This is a genomic window from Paenibacillus sp. LjRoot153 (genome assembly GCF_964253085.1).
Taxonomy (GTDB): domain Bacteria; phylum Bacillota; class Bacilli; order Paenibacillales; family NBRC-103111; genus Paenibacillus_E.
The window spans coordinates 4,150,070-4,171,771 of the sequence record NZ_CAXUQH020000001.1 but is presented as its reverse complement, the minus strand read 5'-3'; the positions used below and the strand labels follow the sequence as shown (position 1 = coordinate 4,171,771).

Sequence of the window (21,702 nt, the reverse complement as noted above, 5' to 3'; positions counted from 1 at the left end):
GGCTTCTAATTATTCTATTGCGCAGTCAGGATTTGTGGTCCATCAGCTGTGATGGCGATCGTATGCTCGTATTGGGCTGCGAGCTTACGGTCCAGCGTCCGCGCTGTCCAACCGTCTGGATCGATTGACATGTAGTAAGTGCCTTCGGTGATCATTGGCTCAATCGTGAACACCATGCCTTCTTTGATGCGGAGGCCTTTACCGGGCTTGCCGACATGCATATAGTTCGGCGCCTCGTGCAGGTCCCGGCCGATGCCATGCGCGAGTAGGTCACGTACGACGCCGAATCCGTTCGATTCGGCATGTCGTTGGATGGCGCTCGTCACGTCGCCGAGTCGATTGCCGGGTTGCGCCTGCGCGATACCGAGATCAAGGCATTCCTTCGTGACGCGCATCAACTTCTCGGCCGTCGGCGAGATCTTTCCGACCGCATAGTTCCACGCTGAATCGCCGAGCCAGCCGTCGAGCTCCGCGACCGTGTCGATCGTCACGATATCGCCCTCCTCAAGTGGCTTATCGCTAGGAAAGCCATGCGCGATCACATCGTTGACAGAGGCACAGGTAGCATATTGATAGCCCTTGTAGCCCTTCGTGTAGGGCTTCGCGCCGTGATTCAAAATAATTTCCTCGAAAATGCGCTCAATCTCGTTCGTCGTGATTCCCGGTTTAATAAGCGGGGCAATCGTGCGATGGCATTCGGCCACCACTTGGCATGCCTTGCGGATAGCTTCGATTTCATGCTTGCTTTTTAAGATGACCATGTTCGTATCAGGACTCCTTCGTAATAGCGTGCATCGCGAGCTTCGCAATTCGATCGACATCCAGCTCGGAAGTGCCGGCATAGTAGTGCAGCCCGCAGCAGCCGACAAGCACGGCAAGCATATGGTCGACGCTGTCGTCTTCACGCTGAGCAAACGATTGGAGCGGGGTATACAGCCGTTCCATGAATCGTCTCTTGGTGGAGTGCCGATCCCTCTCAGGTAAGCCTGCATAATGTTCCGCCGCCATTTTGTAGACGAGATATGCACGGGCGTCCGACTCCCACAGCCGGAGCAGCGACTTGCAATACGTCAACATCTGTCTCTCATCCTGATCGCCGCCGTAGATGTTAGCCCATTCGGCCAGAGCTTGCTCGCATCGCTCAAAACCGCTGGCGAGCACATCTTCAATTAATAAATGTCGGTTGGGGTAATAATGGTATACTGTGCCGTAACCGATCTCGGCCTCGCGAGCGACGTCGCGAATATCAAAGCTGCCGCCCGTGCGGAAGTAGGTGCGAGCGGCAGCGTCAAGGATCTGTTCACTGCGCTGCATGCGGATGAGCTCATTTTGTTCTTTGGTACGGGGGCACATCGTCGCGAAACCTCCTTATATAGACCTGCAAATTTGTCGATATAAACATAGTAACGCATGAAGAGGAGATATGCAACTTATCTGTTAGAGAAATAAAAAACTGCGGACGGGCAGGATGTGGAAAAAGTTGGTCCTTTTAGACTATCCTTTTTTTGTTATTTAAAGATATGATTGAATGATGCTTTGGAAAAACATAGGGGAAAGTGAGGTTAATATATTGACGAATATAATCCGGTGTATCAGTGTAATGATACCGCTATTACTTAGCATTCTCGCTTGCAGTAATGATCAGGTTCATCAAACCGGGATGCCAACAGCAAATTCTCGACATAGTGACCAGCAATCGGTCTATAGACCTGACTTGTTTCGTGAGCAAACAACTTATCCCTTTGGTAAAAGTTTTGAACAACCACTAGAGTCAGACACTCCTCCTTCTGAGGCGAAGCTTATCAAAAGCTTTGTTCTATCTCGCTCTGAGGCGGAAGTTCAAATTTATCAAATTGGCAGTGAGGCCTCCCTAATATATACGGGGTATCTCAAGGGAAAGAACTCGCAATGGAAGTTGGGTAACTTGACCAATTTTAATGAAAATCAAGCCTGGATCAATCCGTTGAATTTCTTAATTGGGGATGTGTCTGGGGCGTCTATTGAAATCCCTTTTGGTCAAATAGGTGCAAGGAATGGGTTGTTGATTTATCATCACAAAACCGATTCTTGGAACGTTGTCGATTTTCAAGGACATTCAGCCATCCCGATGGATCTCGACAATGACGGTATCCCTGAATGGGTGGGAAACCAGACGGATTGGGTGCCGCCTGCAGTGGAGATCCATCGTTGGGTCGCAGAATATGATCGTTTCGAATCGACTGTTATTCAATGGGATAGAAGTCTATTCCCTGATGCGGTAATCGAAGATGTTTTTTACTCATCCCTTTTTGTGGAGGAGGGGCAGCATTTCATTGAAATCGGCAACAAAGATGGTTACGCCTTTTTTACATTTGACCATGGGTTCTTAAAACAGTTCATACCCACAGACACCAAAAGCCGCGTCTTGGAAAAACAAATGGACCGACATCATTAACCCACAGACTGTTGCTGTGGGTCTCTTTTTGTTTTTAATCGAAAGGGCACTATTCGGAAAATGTAAATTAAACTTGATAATGACGGGAGTATCCAATAACTTATGTGATATCCGGTCTTATAATCAATGAATACGACGGGTCAATAACCAAAATAGAAGAGCCGAAGCACTTACAAATGCACCTAACACGCACACTCCATTCCAACCAAAGTAATCATAGATACTGGTAGATGCAATGGACCCGGTGGCGCTGCCAATGGAATAGAAAATCATGTAACCAGCAGTAAGCCTACTACGTGCCTCAGGGCGTAAAGTAAGAATCATGCTCTGGTTGGTAACATGTACAGCTTGTACTGCTAGATCAAGAAGGACAATACCTACGATTAATGCGAGAAGCGAATGTTGCGTATAACTTATTGGCAACCATGAGATAAGCAACAGAATCAATGCCACGCCTGTGGTCCTCTGCCCTAAACCTCGATCGGCAAGACGACCTGCTCGCGCTGCTGCTAGCGCCCCAGTAACCCCAGCAAGACCAAACGCTCCAATCGCAGTATGTGAAAGAGAAAGCGGCGGAGCGCTGAGAGGCAGCACTAGGGACGTCCATAATATACTGAAAGCAGTAAAAATCATCAGGGCAAGTACAGCACGGATTCGCAGAATTCGTTCTTGTGCGAACAACGTGAGCATCGAACGAAGCAACTGTAGGTAAGATAGTGATTCTCTTTTGTGCTCATCATGCGGCAGCACCCGAAACAATACACATGCCATAATTAGCGTTAAAACTGCTGAGACAAGGTAGACAGAACGCCAACCAGCTAAATCCGTTAATACGCCAGCGAATGTTCGCGCCAATAGAATACCAATAACAATTCCGCTTGTCACAACACCCACAACACGCCCTCGTTCTGCTGGGGCAGCCAAAGTTGACGCGAACGCAACGAGCGTCTGTGTCACTACGGCAAGCAATCCAACCGCAGCAATGCCTATGAATAGCACCATACTGTTTGTGGCGGTACCGACCACAATCAAAGCCAACACGGATACTAGCATCTGTCCAGCGATCAGCCAACGTCGATGTAATAAATCGCCGAGGGGCACTAGCAATAGCAATCCAAGTGCATAACAAACTTGCGTAATTGTAATAACAATGCCGACGGATGAAGGAGTAATATCGAACTCGTTTGAAATAGCGTCCAGCAAAGGTTGTGCGTAATATATGTTGGCGACAGCCAGTCCGCAGGCGATTGCAAACAAGAGTGCTAATTTTTGAGACATTGAAGAGGTGGGAAATGAGTCTGGTGTAATTAACGCATCTTGCACCGTTTCCCCGTTTACTGAGGTATAATCCAATGCTGCGACTTTTTCAACGAACTTTTCCATAGTACAGATAATGCCTCCTTAAGTTTTCCTTTGCCAAACCAAATAACGTACTGAACAGTATGTTATAATAGGTGCTAACTATAACTCTAAATAATTTGAACTGTCAAGTTATCACCCTAGATACTTTTAGAAGGTCACAAGATAAATGACTGAAACTTGAATTCATAGGAAATTTTCATTGAATTTAAGAACTGTGAAAATTAATCTTATTGACAGGGCACTCTTTGCACAATACAATTTTAACATACTGATCGTTACGAAATGAGGAAGTTGTTATGGCACGACAACGCGAATTTAATGAGAGCAAAGCATTGGATGCAGCTATGCAGATATTTTGGGAAAAAGGATTCGAAGCAACCTCTATAAGCGATTTGACTTCAAGAATGGGCATTCAGCGACCAAGCATATACTCAGCCTTTGGAGACAAAAAGGGACTATTTGAAGCTGCATTGCGTAAATATACGACTTCTCACGCTGCATATGTTCGAACTATTCTTCAAAACAATTCTTCCGTAAAAGAGGCATTTCGCGCTTTTTTTGAAAATATGGTGGCAAAAGAATATAAACAAAGCCCGAACTGGGGATGTTTTTGCATCAATTCAATGGTAGAACTTTCACCTCATGATGAGAAATTTGAAATCCTAACAAGAGAACATCAGATGTATCTTTCGGTAATATTTCAAGAAACGATTGAACGAGGTTTGCACTCAGGTGAGCTTGATACAGGTATTAACGCAAAGAATTTAGCACAGACACTAGTCGTATCTTTAATAGGACTTACTGTGATCATGAAAGCTCGTCCCGAACGATCATTTGTTGATAATTCAGTAGAAGTAATACTTACATTGCTTAAATAGAATCAACAAAAAAAGGTGAACCATTGTGACATCAGCAGATGTAGTACGTCATTTTTTTGAGATCGAGTCTACGTGCGTTGGAAGGGTGAACGCCTTTTTAGCAGGGTGGAGGAGATGGTAATACAATTTACGAATCTTTGTTAGATGGGGTTTGTAATGTGATCAAGGCCCCGGCGATTAACGGGCAGGATAGTTCCAATAAAGTAACGAATTGTTGATAATTCATATTTCTTCGAGAAGGGGATTTATTAGATGAAAAGAGTAGATGTTGCCTACGTGCTTCTCTTTGATGAACAAGGAAAAAATGTATTGATGGTCAAAAACAAGGGTATGAAATCTTCCTACTATACACTTCCTGGTGGAAGGGTAGAACGGGGAGAAACACTTGAAGAAGCTGCTATTCGTGCGGTAAAAGAAGAAACGGGCTTAGAGGTTGAATTAATTGGATGGAGCCTCAAAGAGCAGCAGAATACATACATATACCAAGTGAGTTAAAGGGATTAATAATTGGTAAATCATCAGCACCGTACTAAGAGGAACTATTAATCACACTTCATAATACAGTTTGTTGAAACAATAAAATATTGTAAATTTTCTACATACTGCAGGCAACTAATGAAACTACGTTTTCCGTTATTTTCGCTTCCATCTGTTTACTATCTATTTTTTCAGACATGGTTTGGTAGAATGATTTAAAACGAAGATGACTCTACTCATGTAATAAAATTCACACTTCTTTGTTAAGATTCATACTGGACAAAGCAGGAATCCTGTCATATTGTTTTCGTGTGATATATTGAGAAAGAAGGGTAGGGTATGCCATGTGGAGCCGGATAAAGCCGAAGAAGATGTATTTAAACATATTTATGTATTCCTGCATTGCAGTGAGCTTGCTTACCCTAGTATTTACCGTTTTCCTCAGCCAACAGTTCTCTAAAAGCGCGATGGATGAAACGGACAAGTCCAATCAGGTGAAAATTAATCAAATCGTTAAAACCTCGGAATTTACCCTGCAAAAATTACGTCAGTTTGCGCTAAGAATCTATTCGGATCAAAGTATTGCGCTTTGGATAAACATGGGGGAGGACCAGTATTCCCCTTTGACATTGGATAAAGCAGCGACAAGTGTAAGGGGATTTATGAGCAGTGAGCCTTTCATTCGAGGCATTTATTTAATTAACTTTAATATTGATCAAATCTACACTTCTGAATCGAGCATCTATACGACAAAGGATTTTTATGACCAAACGATGTTGGACTACATTAAGAATCAAAAAACGCCGTATTTGCAGTATGTTAACCATGAGGTGGGAGGAGAATCGTTTCTTGCACTTGTCGTACCAGCAGCCGGACCTAATCAGAACTTTCAGGGATTTGTTGCAATTCTGTTCAGTAAACCATTGTTGAATGAGAACATGCTGCAGATTTCAGCAGATGATCTTAATAAAATTTATATTGAAGGCAAAAATAAAGAGTTCATCCTGGGGAATACGGACCCTGCGTTAACCAAAGCGCTAATGGAAATAGATAAATCGGCAGTAGACCAGGGCTGGAAATGGAAGTTTGGCAATGAAACCTGGTCCATTCAGTCAGAACGGTTTCCTGTAGAAGGATGGAATATATATCACATGGCGCCGATCTCCTTATGGCAAGCAAAGGTTGCTAAGATTCGTATCCAAATTATTGGTTCTTCGATCTTTCTGCTGTTAGCCTTGCTGTTATATTTGTTTTGGCAATCATACCGCAGCTTAAAGCCTCTTAGCGACTTGGTCTCTCAAATACGAAACAAACTAGGCAAGGAACATGCTATCCTACAAGCATCAAATGCCGGCAATGAAATGGCATGGATTCATTCCGGTTTCCATTCGCTTGTTGAGAAGATTGAACAATTGGATTCATCGATCAAAAGCAGCAAAGCTCTGGTGAAGGATGATTTCTTGCGTCAATGGATTCTTAATTCGAAGTCATCCAAACCAATTGAAGAGTTTATTAGGAACCAAACGCAAATTCTCGAAACGGGATCATTCCGTATGGCGGTCATTCGTCTGGAATCGTACGGACGCTTCGAAGAACAGTTTGACTTTGCTTCGCGCAAATTATTGCGTTTTGCATTAGGGAATATTATGGTCGAAGTTCTTTCGAATCACGGGTTTGTTGCGGAAACAGTCGATTTCGGCTCTGATCACATTGTGGCACTCATTTCTTTGTCTACTTCAGAGGAAGAAATGGCACTAGCAATAGGAGCGATGGATGACGTTAAGGTTCAGATCAGTCGATGGCTTAAGCTGGAAGTGCATGCAGCTATCAGTTCCGTGCTTGATGTTGAGGAGAATCTGCAGATTATCTATAACCAGCTTTACGAACTGACGTTAATGGGATTCATTAATCATGAGGATAGGGTGTTCACTTCTGATGATTTGGAGCGATATGAACGAGGCAAAGACAGTGATCTCGATGAAGCATTGTTGAAACAGGTTATTCAATCTGTTCAGCTTAAGAATGATAAAGCACTTGAAGGTTATTTGGATCACCTCACCTTGCATATGCAGGAACTAAGCTATCAGGAATGCAAACTGCAGTTGACTCACATCATTTATTCCATCATGAAAAGCTTCAAAAACTATAAAACATTTCAAGGGATGAAGAGTATCCATTCTTTTCTTGAACAATTCGCCACCTTAGGTGAAGTGAAAGCGTGGCTGTACCAGGTGATGCTGCAGACCATAGAACAGAACCGGAAGAAGAATGCCTCGAGCCGAAAGGATGAGGTCGCTGCGGAGATGATCGAATATGTACGCAATCATCTTCACAATCCGATGCTTTCCGTAGATGACATTGCCGCACATGTATCCATGTCTGTGAACTATGCCAGACAAATATTCAAGGATCAGTTTAATTGCTCATTATCCGATTATATTACAGACCAACGGATCGAGCATGTCATCAAGCTGCTTACAACGACCGATTGGACCGTTGCAGATATAACGGAACAGTCTGGATTTCAAACTAAGAGCACCTTCTTTGCGGCATTCAAGCGAGCGACCGGGATGACGCCGAACCAATACCGTATGGGAAAACATGATGTAGAGCATTGAAATTCGTACTCTGATTGTTGGGCAATTGATACTCCCCCCTTTATAACATTTCATACTGATTGATAGATACCGGACTGTACGGAAACTGAGCAATCCGGGTATGATCTAGTACGAACCGAGCACACCGGACACACGAAACCAAAATGCGTACGATGGTTATGTCGTTGCTCGGTTGATCATAAAACAGGAGGGGTTAAACAGTGAAGTTAAGAAGTAAAAGTACCTTATTAATGGTGACATCGCTAATACTGGCAGGAACATTGGCCGCTTGCGGTTCGAAGGAGGCGGCAACTTCCCCAACCGGCAAACCAGCAGCTTCCACGGTGGCCAAATTAGATCCGGTTACATTGAAAATCATGTTCCCGGGAGATCCGCCAGCCAATTGGAGTGAAGTGAAGGGAGAGATGGAGAATCGTCTTGCCGGTTCGCTTAATGTGAAGCTGAACGTGGTGTTTATTCCATGGGCGGATGTCCTTCAGAAACGCCAAGTCGCATTGTCCTCCGCGGAAGATTACGATCTGATTTGGGACAATAATCCGTATCAAAATATTGCAGCTGGGCTCTATGAACCATTAGACTCATTCATTGATAAGTATGGACCTGAGATTAAGAGCAACCGCTCTGCGCAACTGCTAGAAGCCAACAAAGTGAACGGTAAATTGTACGCGGTACCGCTTGAAGTGAATTTCATTCGTCCGTGGACGTTTGTTATACGCAAGGACATCCGGGAGAAGCTGGGCATTGCTCCGATCAAGAGCTACGATGATCTGGTCAAATTTATGTATGCTGTGAAAGAGATGGCCCCGGATATCACCCCGTATATTCCGAACGGCACCGAACATACTGGTTTGAAGATGGCAAGTATGCTGGATCCGAAAGCCAATCTTGCCGCTATCTCGAATTATCCTGGGCTGTATACCAAAGGCAATGATGGAAAGGCCTATAATATCTTTGATAATATGGACCCGATGATCATGAAAAATTTCGAACAAAATCACAAGTTCTACCAGGATATGATTCTTGCCAAAGATGCCCTCATTCTTAAAAATGCGGAATTTGCTAAAGGAAAAGCAGCTGTATCAACCTTCAATGATTTCGGTGTAGCTCTTAGCACCAGAACTTCTCTGGAAAAGTCAGTTCCAGGAGCTTCCGCAGAAGCATTCAGCTTGTATGATCCAAGTATGAAGATGGCCTCAACTTTCAAAGCAGGAAACTTCATTGCCGTCCCAGTAGTCAGCAAAAACAAAGAACGCGCCATTCAATTCGTCAATTGGTTAAACCAGAAGGATAATTACGACTTACTTGCCTACGGAATAAAGGGTAAGAACTGGGAAGATTCGGGCGAGGGCCTTTTCAAACCCATTAAAGAAAGCCCTTATGCTGGTATTCCTTTCGCGTGGGGCTGGAACTCCAAGTTGGATCGGATCGATGCCAGCTTGCCTGAAGATGTTATCAAGTTGAACAAGTGGCAGCGGGATCCTAACAATTTTACAACAGATATTCTTGCCGGATTTACTTTCGATCCAAGCCCGGTATCCAATGAAATTGCACAATTGAGCAATGTGGGTAAAGAGTTGTATGATCCGATTATATTGGGTCTAATTGAACCGAAAGAGGGTTTAGCGAAGTTTAAGGATAAGGCTTATGCTAATGTCAAGAAAGTCCAAGTTGAGTATCAAAAACAGCTGGATGCGTACCTAGCCAGTAAAAAGAAGTAAACTGCCCTAAAAGCCGGCGACCTTGACCCAAGGTCCGCCGGCTTTTCATTTTAGTAAACTCCGGACTTCGTGTGTGATAGAATTCAAACCTCCATGGGCTGTTACAGTTCAAACTCATTGATAAAAGCAAGACTATACGCCAGCTCCACGAATGAGTAAGATACAGTCACATACGAAAGGAAAGGTGAGCATTATGATACTGGAACTCAGGAAGAACAAGTGGCTGTATGCTATGGCGCTTCCCGTAATTGTGTACGTTTTTATTTTTTCTTATTTACCGATGTCAGCTCATGTATTGGCCTTCAAGCAGTTTATACCTGTTAAAGGTATCTGGGGGAGCAGGTGGGTGGGACTCGACAATCTCATGTTTTTTTTCACGGGTCCGGATTGGTTGGCGGTTACTTTAAACACAGTATTCTTGAACCTTCTGTTCATTACGGCAGGTACAGTGAGCTCTTTATTAATTGCCCTGCTGATGAATGAAATCAGACATGTATTCTTCAAGAAGGTGACCCAGTCACTCGTGATCTTGCCTCATTTTATTTCCATTATCGTCGTTAACCTAATGGTCCTTAATTTCTTTAACGGGCAGGACGGCATGATCAATCAGCTGCTGAAGGACGTTGGCTTTCAGCCGGTTGATTGGTTTCAGACCCCTTCGGTCTGGCCTATGTTGCTGACGATCATATTCGTGTGGAAAGGCGCCGGGTGGGGTTCGATCATTTACCTTGCGACCATAACCGGCTTCTCCGAGGAATACTATGAAAGCGCGCGAATTGACGGCGCCAAGCGCTGGCAGCAGATCTGGCACATTACCTTGCCGTTGTTGCGGCCGACCATTATCGTACTTACGCTTCTCGCTTTGGGGCGGATCTTCTACGGTGATTTTGGCTTGATTTATGGCATTATAGGAGACAATTCTCTGCTCTACAAGGCTACGGATGTCATTGATACTTATACGTACCGATCCTTGAGGGATTTCTCGAATATGAACAGCTACAGCAATGCTGCGGCAATAGCATTATTCCAGTCGGCCATGGGCTTTATCACCATTCTTTTCTTCAATTGGATTGTCCGCCGAGTTGATAATGACTCAAAGTTATTCTAGAGAGGAGCTTGAGCTTAAGTATGATAGTGAAACAACGAGATGCATCTCAATGGACCGTGTCCGCCGTGGCATATGTATTCATAGGTTTTTTTGCCCTGATTTGCCTTATTCCCTTCTGGCTTGTGTATATCGGGTCGTTCACAGCGGAGCATCAGATTGTTAAAGGCTTCCAAATGTTCCCTACGGAATTTACACTTGATTCCTATCTTTTCTTATTTAAAGGCAGTCAAGTGTACCGAAGCGGCTTTGTTTCCATATTCGTTACTGTGGTCGGTACCGTCGGGGCTGTGCTCATGACTTCCATGTTTTCCTATGTCGCCTCTCATCTGAAGGTGAAATACCGGAATTTCCTTTCCTTTTATATTTATTTAACGCTGCTGTTTGCACCCGGTTTGGTCGGCTATTATTTGCTCATCTCCAACTGGCTGAACTTGCGGGACTCGTTATTGGCGTTGATCTTGCCGCATATGTTCTCCGTTTTCAACGCATTCTTGATGACCTCCTATTTCCGGACGCTTCCGTTTGAATTGAATGAGGCGGCGACGATGGATGGGGCGCATGAGATGTATATCTTCTTCCGAATTATTTGGCCGGTCTCGATGCCTGTCATTGCAACCATCACCCTGTTCTATGCGCTTTCGTACTGGAATGACTGGTTTAATGCGCTGTTGTTTATTGATAATCCGGAGAATCATCCGCTGCAGATGATGTTAAGAAGAATCGTGTCCAATGCGCAGAATCTGGATTATTTAAATGCGAATGTTAACATTGCGGTTTCCGCGTCAGGAGTTCAGCTTTCGACGGTATGTATTACGATCGGGCCGATCATCTTCTTGTACCCATTCCTACAGCGCTATTTCATCAAAGGCTTAACGATTGGCGCGGTCAAGGGATAGTTTTGATCACTCACATTGTAGTCTGTGGATTTCATTATCTCAAAAATAGGAGGAACATCTTCATGAAGCCGCATTTCCGATATTCCTCGCAGTCGGTGCTCGAACCGGTTCCTGGTTGTGAGTGGGCAAGCAAAATGGTGCTAAACCCAGCTATTGTAAAAGATCCGGCTTCTGATAAGCTGCATATGCTGTTTCGGGCTACGGGTCCATGGTCTCAAAAGCGCAAGGAAGGTAAGCACGACCCATATCCGATCTTTCTGGGGTACGCAGCAAGCAGCGACCTAGGCAAGACGTGGGATGCCGACTTTTCCAGGCCAGCACTTGCTCCTGCTCTGAATGAGGGGTTCGAAGACATCTACATTACAGATATACACGGTAATCGGGTGCGCGATTATTCCAACGGCTGCATCGAGGATCCGCGCATATTTCCAGTGGAAGGGGAGCTGTATCTTTCCGTGGCATGCCGTATGTTTCCGCCGGGTCCGTATTGGCTCATTGATCAGGAGCCTTCGGTTGATACACGCAACGACTATGTGCCGGAGTGGGTGCAAGAAGGTGATGATGCATTCCGCGTTGCAGCGCGTACCAACAATACCGTAACCGTCCTGTATAAGCTGGATTTGGATAAGCTGAAAGCAAGCCGTTATGAAGAAGCTTTTATCTATGTATGCCCATTGACGGAAGGCCATGTAAGCGATAACCGCGATGTATTCCTGTTCCCCGATAAGATGCGAATTGATGGGAAAATGCAATATGTGATGCTCCACCGTCCGATGAAACCTGCATTATTCCCGCAAGGATCTCAAGTAAAGAAACCATCGATCTACCTTGCTGCAGCGGAGAATTTGGAAGACTTCGCAACGGACCGGGTAACCCACCGACTGCTGGCAACCAGCCAATTCCACTGGGAGGACAACCGGATCGGAGCAAGCTGGGCGCCGCTCAAGATTTCAGCTAACGAATGGCTCGTTTCTTATCATGGTAAGAAAGATATCCACTTTGGGTATACACAATCCTTCCTGATTGTACGCGAGCAGGATAACGACTTCCCGGTTGTGACGCATCGATGCTCTGAGCGTTTAATGTACGCTCAACAGGCTTGGGAAATGCCGAGCGATTATCCTACGCCCTGCTTGTTTACAACAGGTGGAATTATTGCAGGAGATGATCTGATTATATCTTATGGCGCTGCAGATCAAAAGGTGGGTATTTCTTGGGTGAATTTCGCTGAGCTGGTTGCGTATGTTAAGCAATTTGACGCTGAAGGCCGGAAGATGGAGGAGTAATACAGACGAGTAAAGTATTGAATCGGCGCAAGAAATCGAGGATATCGATGATGTGCCGATTGAACCCAATAAATTGTAAGCGCTTATATTTCTCGATAGAATGAGAGGAGGTGGTCGATATGCAGCATCAAAATCAATTTTTCATAAAGAAGACTAAACAGATGCTCTCGAAGTAAGTTTTTTCGTTTGTAAGCGAATTCTTAAAAACTTGAAGGAAGAAAGAGGAGGTTAAAAATGATGGGGAAATGGCGTAAATGGTATCCAACCCGTGTTTTGACAGTATTTTTGGCACTCATCATGGCAGCAACGTTTATCCCTGCCGGAGATGTTCATGGGGCAGGCACGCTGCTTAAAACCGGCAATTATTCCTACAGCGTAGCCCCGAATGGGGGCAGTTCACCAGACAAGGGGGTAACCGGATTGATATCTTCAGCCAATGGCGTGCTGCTTGACGGATCAACCACAACGTATGCCGGATTCATGGGTAGCGGCACTGGTACTCCAGGGAGCATACAGGTCGTATTTGACCTGTTGAAGGATTACCCGTTGGACAGTATTAACGTTGTGCTGAACTCACCCAATTCGTTTTGGGGATTTAATGAGTTTACGGTAAAATACCGCCCGGAGGCTGCGGAGTATTACTATATTGCTGACAAACACACCAGAACACCAGGAATAACCTCAACGAGCCCAAGCTCAACCTGGAACTATGCGGTCAACATACCGATGTCGAACAAGACGGCCAGATTTATTATCATCGATATAAAGAGACCTCATGACTTTCAGCATATCCCTATCACCGAAGTTCAAATTTATAAAGGGACCGGACAGGAAGGCGTGAATCCCGCACCTGCGCTGACTGCGGAGCAAATGGCCCTCGAACTGAACAAAGACAGCTTATTGGCAGAAAATTTGCTGAAAACCGGAAATTATTACTTTAGCGTTGCCCCGAATGGAGGCAATAGTCCAGACAAAGGAGCTACCGGGCTCATATCCTCAACCAATGGAGTGCTGCTTGACGGATTAACGACAACGTATGCAGGATGGACGGGGAGCGCGACTGCCCCAGGAACTATACAAGTGGTATTTGACCTGCTGAAGGACTACCCGCTTGACCGTATAAACGTCATTCTGAATTCACCCAATTCGGCTTGGGGATTTAAAGAGTTTACGGTAAAATACCGTCCTGAGGCTGTAACGGATTATTATTATATTGCTGACAAACACATCAGAACACCTGGAATAGTCTCAACGAGCCCAAGCTCAACCTGGAATTATTCGGTCAACATACCGATGTCGAACAAGACGGCCAGATTTATTGTCATCGATATTAAGCGTCCTCATGCCTTTCAGCATATCCCCCTCACCGAAGTTCAAATTTATAAAGGGACCGGACAGGAAGGCGTGAATCCCGGACCTGCGCTTACTGCGGGGCAAATGGCTCTCGAACTGAAAAAAGACGGCTTAATGGCAGACAAGTATGGGCAGTGGGTTTATGAAACCTGGCCTGGAAAGGTAACATCCGACGAGCAACTGCAGCTGGAATATACGAATGAGGCGAATGCACTGTCAAATGTTTCACTTGATCTTGCAAAATTCGATCAGTACGGCGGGATTAAAAGTGGAGGAAGTTATACAAGCAGCGGTTATTTCAGACTTCAGCAAATCGATAACAAATGGTGGTTTATTTCTCCGGACGGGAATAAATTTATTCTAAAAGGCGTGGATGCCACAAGTATATGGGAGTGGGGATACGGGACGTCGCTTAAAAAGGCTGACGGTACCCCAAGAGGGGTGTTTGAGGAACTTCCCGATCCAGTCGCTTATGCTCCTGCCTATGTAAACGATTCTAATGGCGAAAGAGTAAGCTTCGTTGTCGCCAATATTATGAAAAAATACGGCAGCAACTATGAGTCGAAATGGGAAGATATCACAAAGAAACGTTTGATAGATTGGGGCTTTAATGCCTTTAGTAAGTGGACCAGACCCCAAAATATAACTTTTCCGTACATTAATGTCCTGCAAGACCCCGGCAGCTTAAAAAGGATTCAATGGACTTACGATGTTTTTGACCCGCAGAGTGAAGCCATTATAGAAACCGCATTGACCCCTCAGCTTGATAAAGCGAAGAATGACCCGTGGCTAATCGGTTATACTTACGATAATGAGGCCGGATGGACAACCGATATTGTAAAAGATGTACTGACATATAATTCGTCGTCTGCGGCTAAAAGCGCTTTCGTGAATTTTCTTGCACCAAGGTACAACAATGATATTACTGCCGTCAACCAGCTTTTAGGTACGAGCGCGGTATCGTTTGACGAGTTAAAGAATATTTCGATCAATATAACCAAGGTGCCTGCTGCGGATGTATCGGAATATATCAAGCTAGCGTCCAGAACCTATTTCTCAACGGTCAAAAATATTATCAAAAGACATGATACAAACCATCTGTTCCTAGGTTCGTCTGTAGTTCCCACCTGGCGGACCAGTCTGGAATGGGATTCGGCGGCAATGGAGTTTGTAGATGCATTTTCAGTGGACAATTACACGAACGATCCAAGTTGGATTTCCAGATATGAAGCTTTCGGAAAACCATTATTGAATCTGGAATATACATTTAGTACTACCCAGCGTGGGTTGTCACCCGTAAATGGGGCTACAAGTGTGGCTAGTATTGCGGATAGAGGTATGGCCTACAAGTCTTTCGTGGAAAGCGAAACTTCACATCCGTTATTTATTGGCTCAGGCTGGTTTTCGTACTTCGATCAAGCGGTTACATGGCGTAAAGACGGTGAGAATTTCAATATAGGCTTAGTAAACCAACAGGATCAGCCCTATACAGATATGGTAAATATCATGAAGACCGTCAATGCCGGGTTGGAAAATGTTCATGCTTACGGGATTAACCTCGCCTTGGACAGACCGGTTACGGCTAGCTCATCCAAAACGGCTGCTTTAGTTGCCGGGAATGCAGTCGATGGGAGGACAACTACGAGATGGGGATCGAACTATACCGACAATGAGTGGATCTATACGGATCTCGGCTCAATGAAGACTGTAAGCAGGGTTAGACTTAACTGGGAGACAGCATACGGTAAAGAATATAAGATTCAGGTGTCGGACAATGCTGTAGACTGGACCGATGTATACAATACCAATATAGGCAATGGAGGCATAGACGATATCTCTTTTTCGGCAACTAGCGCAAGGTATGTAAGGATGCTGGGTATAAAAAGAGGTACCGGTTACGGTTATTCACTGTGGGAATTTGAGGTATATGAGCAGCCTGGAGCTGCGCAAGATGAGATTCCACCGGTTACTACAGATGATGCGCCTTCTGGCTGGAAGAATACGGATGTAATGGTATCGCTGGAGGCAACTGACGATCAATCCGGTGTCGAAAACACGCAATACCGGAATAATGACGGGCAGTGGCAACCGTATTCGAATCTGATTACCGTTTCCGCTGAGGGTAATACCGTTCTGGAGTATATGAGCGTCGATAAGGCCGGAAACCCCGAATCCCCGAAGAGCGTGTCTATTAACATAGATAAGACGGCTCCGGTCACTACAGTTGGATTACCTCCGGCCAATGCCAACGGATGGTATCATTCGGATGTGAATTTGACCTTAAATGCGTCGGATCCGTTATCCGGTATCCATAAAGTTCTATATCGTATCAATGGCGGCCAATGGCTAATCTATGATGGCGCCATCGATGTTTCGGCTGAAGGAACGAATACGATAGAGTATCAAAGCAAGGATAAAGCAGGAAACACGGAAGAGCTAAAAAGTGTATTCGTGAAAGTAGATAAAACAGTACCGGAAATACAAATGAATCAGAATATGAACGAGCTGTGGCCAGCTAATCATAAAATGGTGACCGTAACGGCAGGCACTTACGGCACAATAGACCCGATTTCCGGCATTCAGTCCATTGTTTTAGAATCCATCACCTCCAACGAGCCGGATGATGGTCTTGGTGACGGAGACACCTCGCAGGATATTCAAAATGCAGACTTTGACACACCGGATTATATGTTTGATTTGAGGGCTGAGCGATCCGGAAGCGGAGGAGGACGGGTATACACCATTACTTACGTCGCTACGGATTATGCAGGCAACGAGAAAACAGTAATATTGAAAGTAACCGTTCCGAAGAACCAATGACAAGGATGATCTGATAAACAATGGCTCTCGCTCTAATTGTGGGGGCCATTTATCATTGAACTTTTACAATAATGGAGCTGATGCCAGTGGTAACAAGAAATGTTTGAAATATTGAATGAACATAAAAGCGTCTTCTGTGGGGGATTATGCTAATGAGGGACGTGTACTACATATAAATTTGAACACAAAGCAGGCGCGACGCGCCTGCTTTGTTCATTGAGGTAACGGGCAGTTTAATGCGGAAAATATGATATTAATGTGTAATTATTTGAGCAAAAAAATTGTAAAAACAAACAAAAAGACGGGAAAACACAAATACAATTCCGCTTTTTCGATACATAATGTATCTAGTAAGTGTGGAAATATATCTAGTGACTGGAGGAAGAAGCTTGAAGAAAAGGTTATCTTGCATACCCAACAAATTTCAAAAGATTATATCATCTGCCTTGATTGCTAGCATGGTTCTAACATTCACAGCCCCTGTGGCGGCCGTAACGGTCGCTGGAGAGGATACAATCTTGTTCCAAGATGATTTTAATGATCGCAATGCGGATGAGTGGACGACATATGGGGGATCCTGGAATACTTCAGATGGAGCCTACCATGCCAATAAGGGGCCCGGATTCAAGGCCGTTGCAAACGAAACAACCTTCAGCAACTTTGTATATGAAGCCGATATTTCCTTCAAGGATGGCATCAATTCGGATAATGCCGGACTTATTTTCAGGGTCAACAACCCAAGCGTCGGGGCAGATAATTTGCAAGGATATTATGCTGGCATTACAGCGAATAATCTTGTTCAACTTGGAAAAATGAATAACAATTGGACGGAACTTGCCTCCATTCCATTTACCGTGCAACAAAACAAAGTCTACCGTATGAAGGTAAAAGCCAAAGGAAGCAATATTGAGATTTACATCGATGGCAACCATGTGCTCAGTGCAGTAGATTCCACTTTTACGCAAGGATCTATTGGGGTCAGGTCCTTTTGGACGAATGCGACCTATGACAATTTGAAGGTAATGGATCTGCAGGGCGGTGTTGATCTTGATCAGAAGAAGTTGACACTTGAATCAGGGAAGACAGCCCAGCTTCACAACTTGGGATCAAGCGGCGCAGAAGTGACTTGGACCTCCAGCAATCCTGAAATCGCTTCCGTCAGAAGTAGCGGATTAGTAACGGCGTTATCGCCAGGTAGAGCTGTCATTGAAGCGGTGTCTACAAGCGGAGATTTCCGCTCGCAAGCAACAATAACCGTGCCGAACTCCGCGTCTATGCCGGAGATCCTTTACACGAACGACTTTAGCGGATCTAAGGTTGAAGGATGGTCTACGTACGAAGGTAATTGGACCGTCTCTAACGGACAGTATGCCGTAAACAGCGGTCCCGGCTATAAAGCGATACTTGACAGCAACAGCTTTACGGACTTCGTGCTCGAGGGCGATGTGCAAATTACGAGCGGGAACGAAGCAGGGCTTATTTTCAGAGCATCGAACGTTGCAAGTGGCTCGGATAATTTAGACGGATATTATGTAGGGATTAATGCTTCCTCACAAACAGCCGTACTCGGCCAAATGTCGAAAGGCCAGTGGCAAGAGCTCGCTTCAAAGAAGCTGCCGATCCTTGTAAACGAGTGGTACCACCTTAAGGTCGTTGCGAACGAAGAACACATTCAGGTTTACGTGAACGACAATCCACTCAACTTCAACGGGTATCCGAAATTTGACTTGTTGGACGCATCGCATATGGCTACTGGTAATATCGGACTGCGCACCTGGAATGCAGATGCCAGATTTGACAACATCAAAGTATCTTCGTACCACGAGTCGATAACTGGGCCAACGTATACCAACTCTGTGTTGCCGAACATTGCAGACCCATTCGTACTGCAACATGACGGCAAGTATTACTTATATGGGACGAATACCTCATCTGCAAACCCTAATAAGTTAAAGGGATTCAAGGTATACACTTCAACGGATCTGGTAGATTGGTCGGAGCAGGATGAATTGGCGTTAAAACAGTCTGATTCTTGGGGGACTAACGGCTTTTGGGCACCTGAAGTCGTGGAAAAGGACGGGACATTCTACATGTACTATGTAGTCAATGAAAGGCTTGCTGTAGCAACAAGCAGCTCTCCTTTAGGGCCGTTCGTCCAAGATGTCAAACAGCCGATGCATTTGAACACGCCAGAAATCGATGCACATATTTTTACAGACGATAACGGCACAAAGTACATTTACTTCGTCAGGTTCAACCAAGGCAATGAAATTTGGATGGCCGAACTGAGTGACGATATGAAGAGAATGAAGGACAATACTTTACAATTCGTGTTTCGGGCTACACAAGATTGGGAGCGCAGTCAAAAGAAGCCTGTTGCAAGTATTAACGAGGGGCCGTTTATGATCAAGCATAATGGAACCTACTACTTAACATATTCCGGCAACCATTTCGAAAGCCCGGACTATGGCGTTGGTTATGCAACCGCACCTACTCCAATGGGACCTTGGACGAAATATACATATAATCCGATCATGAAGTCCAACACTATTGTGCCTGGAGCGGGACATCATTCCTTGATCTATTCACCAGATGGTACGGAATTGTTCATGGTGTACCATACACATTATAAGCCTGGTGCAACTGAACCACGCAAGCTTGCGATTGATCGTGTTCATTTTGTACCGCAAGCCAGCGGTATCGATGCGATGGAAGTCTGGGGACCGACCATTACTCCTCAGCTTAAGCCTTCCGCCGAGCAGTCGACAAAACCGATGGCTTCATTAGAAGGCGCAAGCAGCGTGCAAGCTGGAAAGTCCTTTGATCTCATGTACGGTCTCAGCCATTTGAGCGTCACTCAAAGTATTTATGCACAGGATATCACGGTCACTTTCGATCCTACACAAGTTGAGTTTGTTGATGCAGAACCTGCTCAGCAGGGATTAGCCATTGCGGGTAAAAACGAAACATCAGGTCGCGTGCGCATCCTGCTGGCAAGTATAGGAGCAGACAATGGCGTTCATGCCAACGGAGATCTGCTGAAGCTCCACTTTAAGGCGAAATCTTCCTCACAACCAGCTGTAATCGGTCTAGCCAATGTGATTATCTCGAATGGCTTAGGAGAGGAAAGCGCACTTGGCAATGTATTCGTGAGTGTAGAAATTCAAGCAAGTGATCGAGCAGCGCTGAGCACCGCTATAGCAGCAGCGCTAGCGAAGTATGATGCCGCAGTGGAAGGAACAGAAGTGAATCAATATCCGTTAGGATCCAAGACAGTATTGCTGTCAGCGATCGAGAAAGCAAAATCGGTTCTGAACAATCCGAATGCTTCCCAACTGCAGATCGATCAAGCAGCAACAGAGCTTAACTCAACGCTTCAAGCCTTCATCGATTCGGTCAATACAACTCATCCTAGTGATGTCAACAGCGATGGACACGTTGCGATCGGCGATCTTGGGATCGTGGCTGCCTCATATGGAAAAACTTCCAATGATCCAAATTGGAGCGAGTACAAAAAAGCAGATGTTAACGATGACGGGAAAGTAGATATTGAAGACTTGTCAGAGGTAGCCCGAATGATTTTGAATTAAAGTGAACCTGTTCCGCTATTACATTGATGAAGGGATACACACTTTATTAATTTTATCGAGTGCAGAAGAAATTTTGTGAATTATGTGAATTCATCTAATGACTTTAATATAACGGATTTAAAAGAAATTGAATCGAAATGTGTTGCTTGGCGTTGTATGTTACAAATTGAATTTTTTAACTTAGACCCACAGCCCGTTGCTGTGGGTATCTTTTTGTTATTATACGAAAGGGCAGGATAGTTCTAACAGCACATAGGAATTATTTTAAAAATATGGTAATTTTATCAGGTTAGATAACCTCTTTATGCCAAAAATACGCTTCTTAAATTATGCAGATGGTAATAACGATTTGGAGGATAGTTGTTATAATAGCATTTTTGGTGTTTATGAGAGGAGGAAGCATGAAACGAAAAAATAAAGTAGTTCTCTTTATTATCATTTTCGTATCTATAGTTGGCTGGTACTCCTACATTAACTTTATCGGTGGGACTCGCCTTACTCCGATATCCGCGGCGAAAGCACAGACATCTGTAGGCAAGGATGTAACGGTCTTTGATCATGTAGATTTACCATGGGGAAAAGTTTATTTAATAGACACTCCGAATGGAGAGCGAACTGCAGTTGTTCGTAAAAATGGCCCGTTCTGGTTTTGTAATTATGTAACCACATTTGATAACGCAAATGCCTCCGATCATTTAAGAACTATTGGTTGGCTTAATTATCAGTACACAGCTGTTACCCCCCCAGAGTCGGTAGCACTTATGGCTGTTATTTCAAATGACCCACAAGTTGCATTTATCGAAGTCGGTGATGGAAGCGATCGTGTAAAAAGGAAAATAGAACCCAATAAACCACTTTTAGTATGGTGGCCTAAAACATATCCAGGGTCTACTTTAAACCCTTTAGCATTATCATCTGATGGTCAGACACTTTATGAATACCGTTTTGCTCAGGAAAATATAACAGATACGAAAACCTTAAAATGGTACCCAAAAAGGTAAATGATTGAACTAATGTAAGAACGAAAGTGAAGGAGCTTACCTCGAGGTAGCTCCTCTTTTTGTTCATTCAAGTAATGGGCAGGATAATTGAATTAATAACAATTGCAGATGTCAATTTTTTTCTGTTTAAGGAAGTTTTGATTATATCAACTAAACAAATT

Annotated in this window: 14 protein-coding genes; 11 read left to right on the top strand and 3 right to left on the bottom strand. The window is 44.5% G+C overall.

Annotated elements, in window-relative coordinates; genetic code table 11:
- Positions 1–14 precede the first annotated feature (14 nt).
- Together map and ACSQ8P_RS17870 are read right to left on the bottom strand one after the other, a co-directional pair.
- Positions 15–761, bottom strand: coding sequence for a type I methionyl aminopeptidase (gene map / locus ACSQ8P_RS17875; RefSeq protein WP_436236395.1), 747 nt, complete (start codon positions 759–761; stop codon positions 15–17).
- A 7-nt stretch (positions 762–768) separates the two neighbouring features.
- Positions 769–1,353 (bottom strand): TetR/AcrR family transcriptional regulator, encoded by a 585-nt coding sequence (locus ACSQ8P_RS17870; RefSeq protein WP_436236394.1) that lies wholly within the window; start codon positions 1,351–1,353, stop codon positions 769–771.
- 217 nt (positions 1,354–1,570) lie between these two features.
- Here ACSQ8P_RS17870 and ACSQ8P_RS17865 point away from each other — a divergent pair, with 217 nt between their 5' ends.
- The gene (locus ACSQ8P_RS17865; RefSeq protein ID WP_436236393.1) at positions 1,571–2,434 is read left to right on the top strand and encodes a hypothetical protein; all 864 of its coding nucleotides are present in this window, start codon (positions 1,571–1,573) and stop codon (positions 2,432–2,434) included.
- Positions 2,435–2,557: 123 nt separating this feature from the next.
- On the opposite strand, the gene ACSQ8P_RS17860 is transcribed toward ACSQ8P_RS17865, so the two are convergent.
- A complete protein-coding gene (locus ACSQ8P_RS17860) occupies positions 2,558–3,712 on the bottom strand; it encodes an MFS transporter (protein WP_436239544.1) in 1,155 nt (384 codons plus the stop codon).
- A 380-nt stretch (positions 3,713–4,092) separates the two neighbouring features.
- Here ACSQ8P_RS17860 and ACSQ8P_RS17855 point away from each other — a divergent pair, with 380 nt between their 5' ends.
- From ACSQ8P_RS17855 to ACSQ8P_RS17810, 10 genes are all read left to right on the top strand, one after another.
- Complete coding sequence (locus tag ACSQ8P_RS17855; protein WP_436236392.1) at positions 4,093–4,674, top strand: TetR/AcrR family transcriptional regulator; 582 nt, start codon at positions 4,093–4,095, stop codon at positions 4,672–4,674.
- A gap of 252 nt (positions 4,675–4,926) precedes the next feature.
- Complete coding sequence (locus tag ACSQ8P_RS17850) at positions 4,927–5,169, top strand: NUDIX hydrolase (protein WP_436236391.1); 243 nt, start codon at positions 4,927–4,929, stop codon at positions 5,167–5,169.
- A 371-nt stretch (positions 5,170–5,540) separates the two neighbouring features.
- Positions 5,541–7,769 (top strand): AraC family transcriptional regulator, encoded by a 2,229-nt coding sequence (locus tag ACSQ8P_RS17845; RefSeq protein WP_436236390.1) that lies wholly within the window; start codon positions 5,541–5,543, stop codon positions 7,767–7,769.
- Between the two features lie 200 nt (positions 7,770–7,969).
- Entirely contained in the window at positions 7,970–9,487 is a 1,518-nt protein-coding gene (locus ACSQ8P_RS17840; RefSeq protein WP_436236389.1) for an extracellular solute-binding protein, read from the top strand.
- A 151-nt stretch (positions 9,488–9,638) separates the two neighbouring features.
- Positions 9,639–10,595, top strand: coding sequence for an ABC transporter permease (locus tag ACSQ8P_RS17835; protein WP_436236388.1), 957 nt, complete (start codon positions 9,639–9,641; stop codon positions 10,593–10,595).
- 20 nt (positions 10,596–10,615) lie between these two features.
- Positions 10,616–11,491, top strand: coding sequence for a carbohydrate ABC transporter permease (locus tag ACSQ8P_RS17830; RefSeq protein ID WP_436236387.1), 876 nt, complete (start codon positions 10,616–10,618; stop codon positions 11,489–11,491).
- A 62-nt stretch (positions 11,492–11,553) separates the two neighbouring features.
- Positions 11,554–12,777, top strand: coding sequence for a hypothetical protein (locus tag ACSQ8P_RS17825; RefSeq protein WP_436236386.1), 1,224 nt, complete (start codon positions 11,554–11,556; stop codon positions 12,775–12,777).
- Between the two features lie 234 nt (positions 12,778–13,011).
- Positions 13,012–16,950, top strand: coding sequence for a discoidin domain-containing protein (locus tag ACSQ8P_RS17820; RefSeq protein WP_436236385.1), 3,939 nt, complete (start codon positions 13,012–13,014; stop codon positions 16,948–16,950).
- Positions 16,951–17,408: 458 nt separating this feature from the next.
- The gene (locus ACSQ8P_RS17815) at positions 17,409–20,540 is read left to right on the top strand and encodes a family 43 glycosylhydrolase (protein ID WP_436236384.1); all 3,132 of its coding nucleotides are present in this window, start codon (positions 17,409–17,411) and stop codon (positions 20,538–20,540) included.
- 401 nt (positions 20,541–20,941) lie between these two features.
- Entirely contained in the window at positions 20,942–21,541 is a 600-nt protein-coding gene (locus ACSQ8P_RS17810) for a hypothetical protein (RefSeq protein ID WP_436236383.1), read from the top strand.
- Positions 21,542–21,702 lie beyond the last annotated feature (161 nt).

Coding starts and splice junctions, on each gene's coding strand:
- map (WP_436236395.1), bottom strand. CDS start 761: ATGGTCATCTTAAAAAGCAAGCATGAAATCGAAGCTATCCGCAAGGCA.
- ACSQ8P_RS17870 (WP_436236394.1), bottom strand. CDS start 1,353: ATGTGCCCCCGTACCAAAGAACAAAATGAGCTCATCCGCATGCAGCGC.
- ACSQ8P_RS17860 (WP_436239544.1), bottom strand. CDS start 3,712: ATGTCTCAAAAATTAGCACTCTTGTTTGCAATCGCCTGCGGACTGGCT.
- ACSQ8P_RS17855 (WP_436236392.1), top strand. CDS start 4,093: ATGGCACGACAACGCGAATTTAATGAGAGCAAAGCATTGGATGCAGCT.
- ACSQ8P_RS17850 (WP_436236391.1), top strand. CDS start 4,927: ATGAAAAGAGTAGATGTTGCCTACGTGCTTCTCTTTGATGAACAAGGA.
- ACSQ8P_RS17845 (WP_436236390.1), top strand. CDS start 5,541: ATGTATTCCTGCATTGCAGTGAGCTTGCTTACCCTAGTATTTACCGTT.
- ACSQ8P_RS17835 (WP_436236388.1), top strand. CDS start 9,639: ATGAGTAAGATACAGTCACATACGAAAGGAAAGGTGAGCATTATGATA.
- ACSQ8P_RS17830 (WP_436236387.1), top strand. CDS start 10,616: ATGATAGTGAAACAACGAGATGCATCTCAATGGACCGTGTCCGCCGTG.
- ACSQ8P_RS17825 (WP_436236386.1), top strand. CDS start 11,554: ATGAAGCCGCATTTCCGATATTCCTCGCAGTCGGTGCTCGAACCGGTT.
- ACSQ8P_RS17820 (WP_436236385.1), top strand. CDS start 13,012: ATGATGGGGAAATGGCGTAAATGGTATCCAACCCGTGTTTTGACAGTA.
- ACSQ8P_RS17815 (WP_436236384.1), top strand. CDS start 17,409: ATGGTTCTAACATTCACAGCCCCTGTGGCGGCCGTAACGGTCGCTGGA.
- ACSQ8P_RS17810 (WP_436236383.1), top strand. CDS start 20,942: ATGAAACGAAAAAATAAAGTAGTTCTCTTTATTATCATTTTCGTATCT.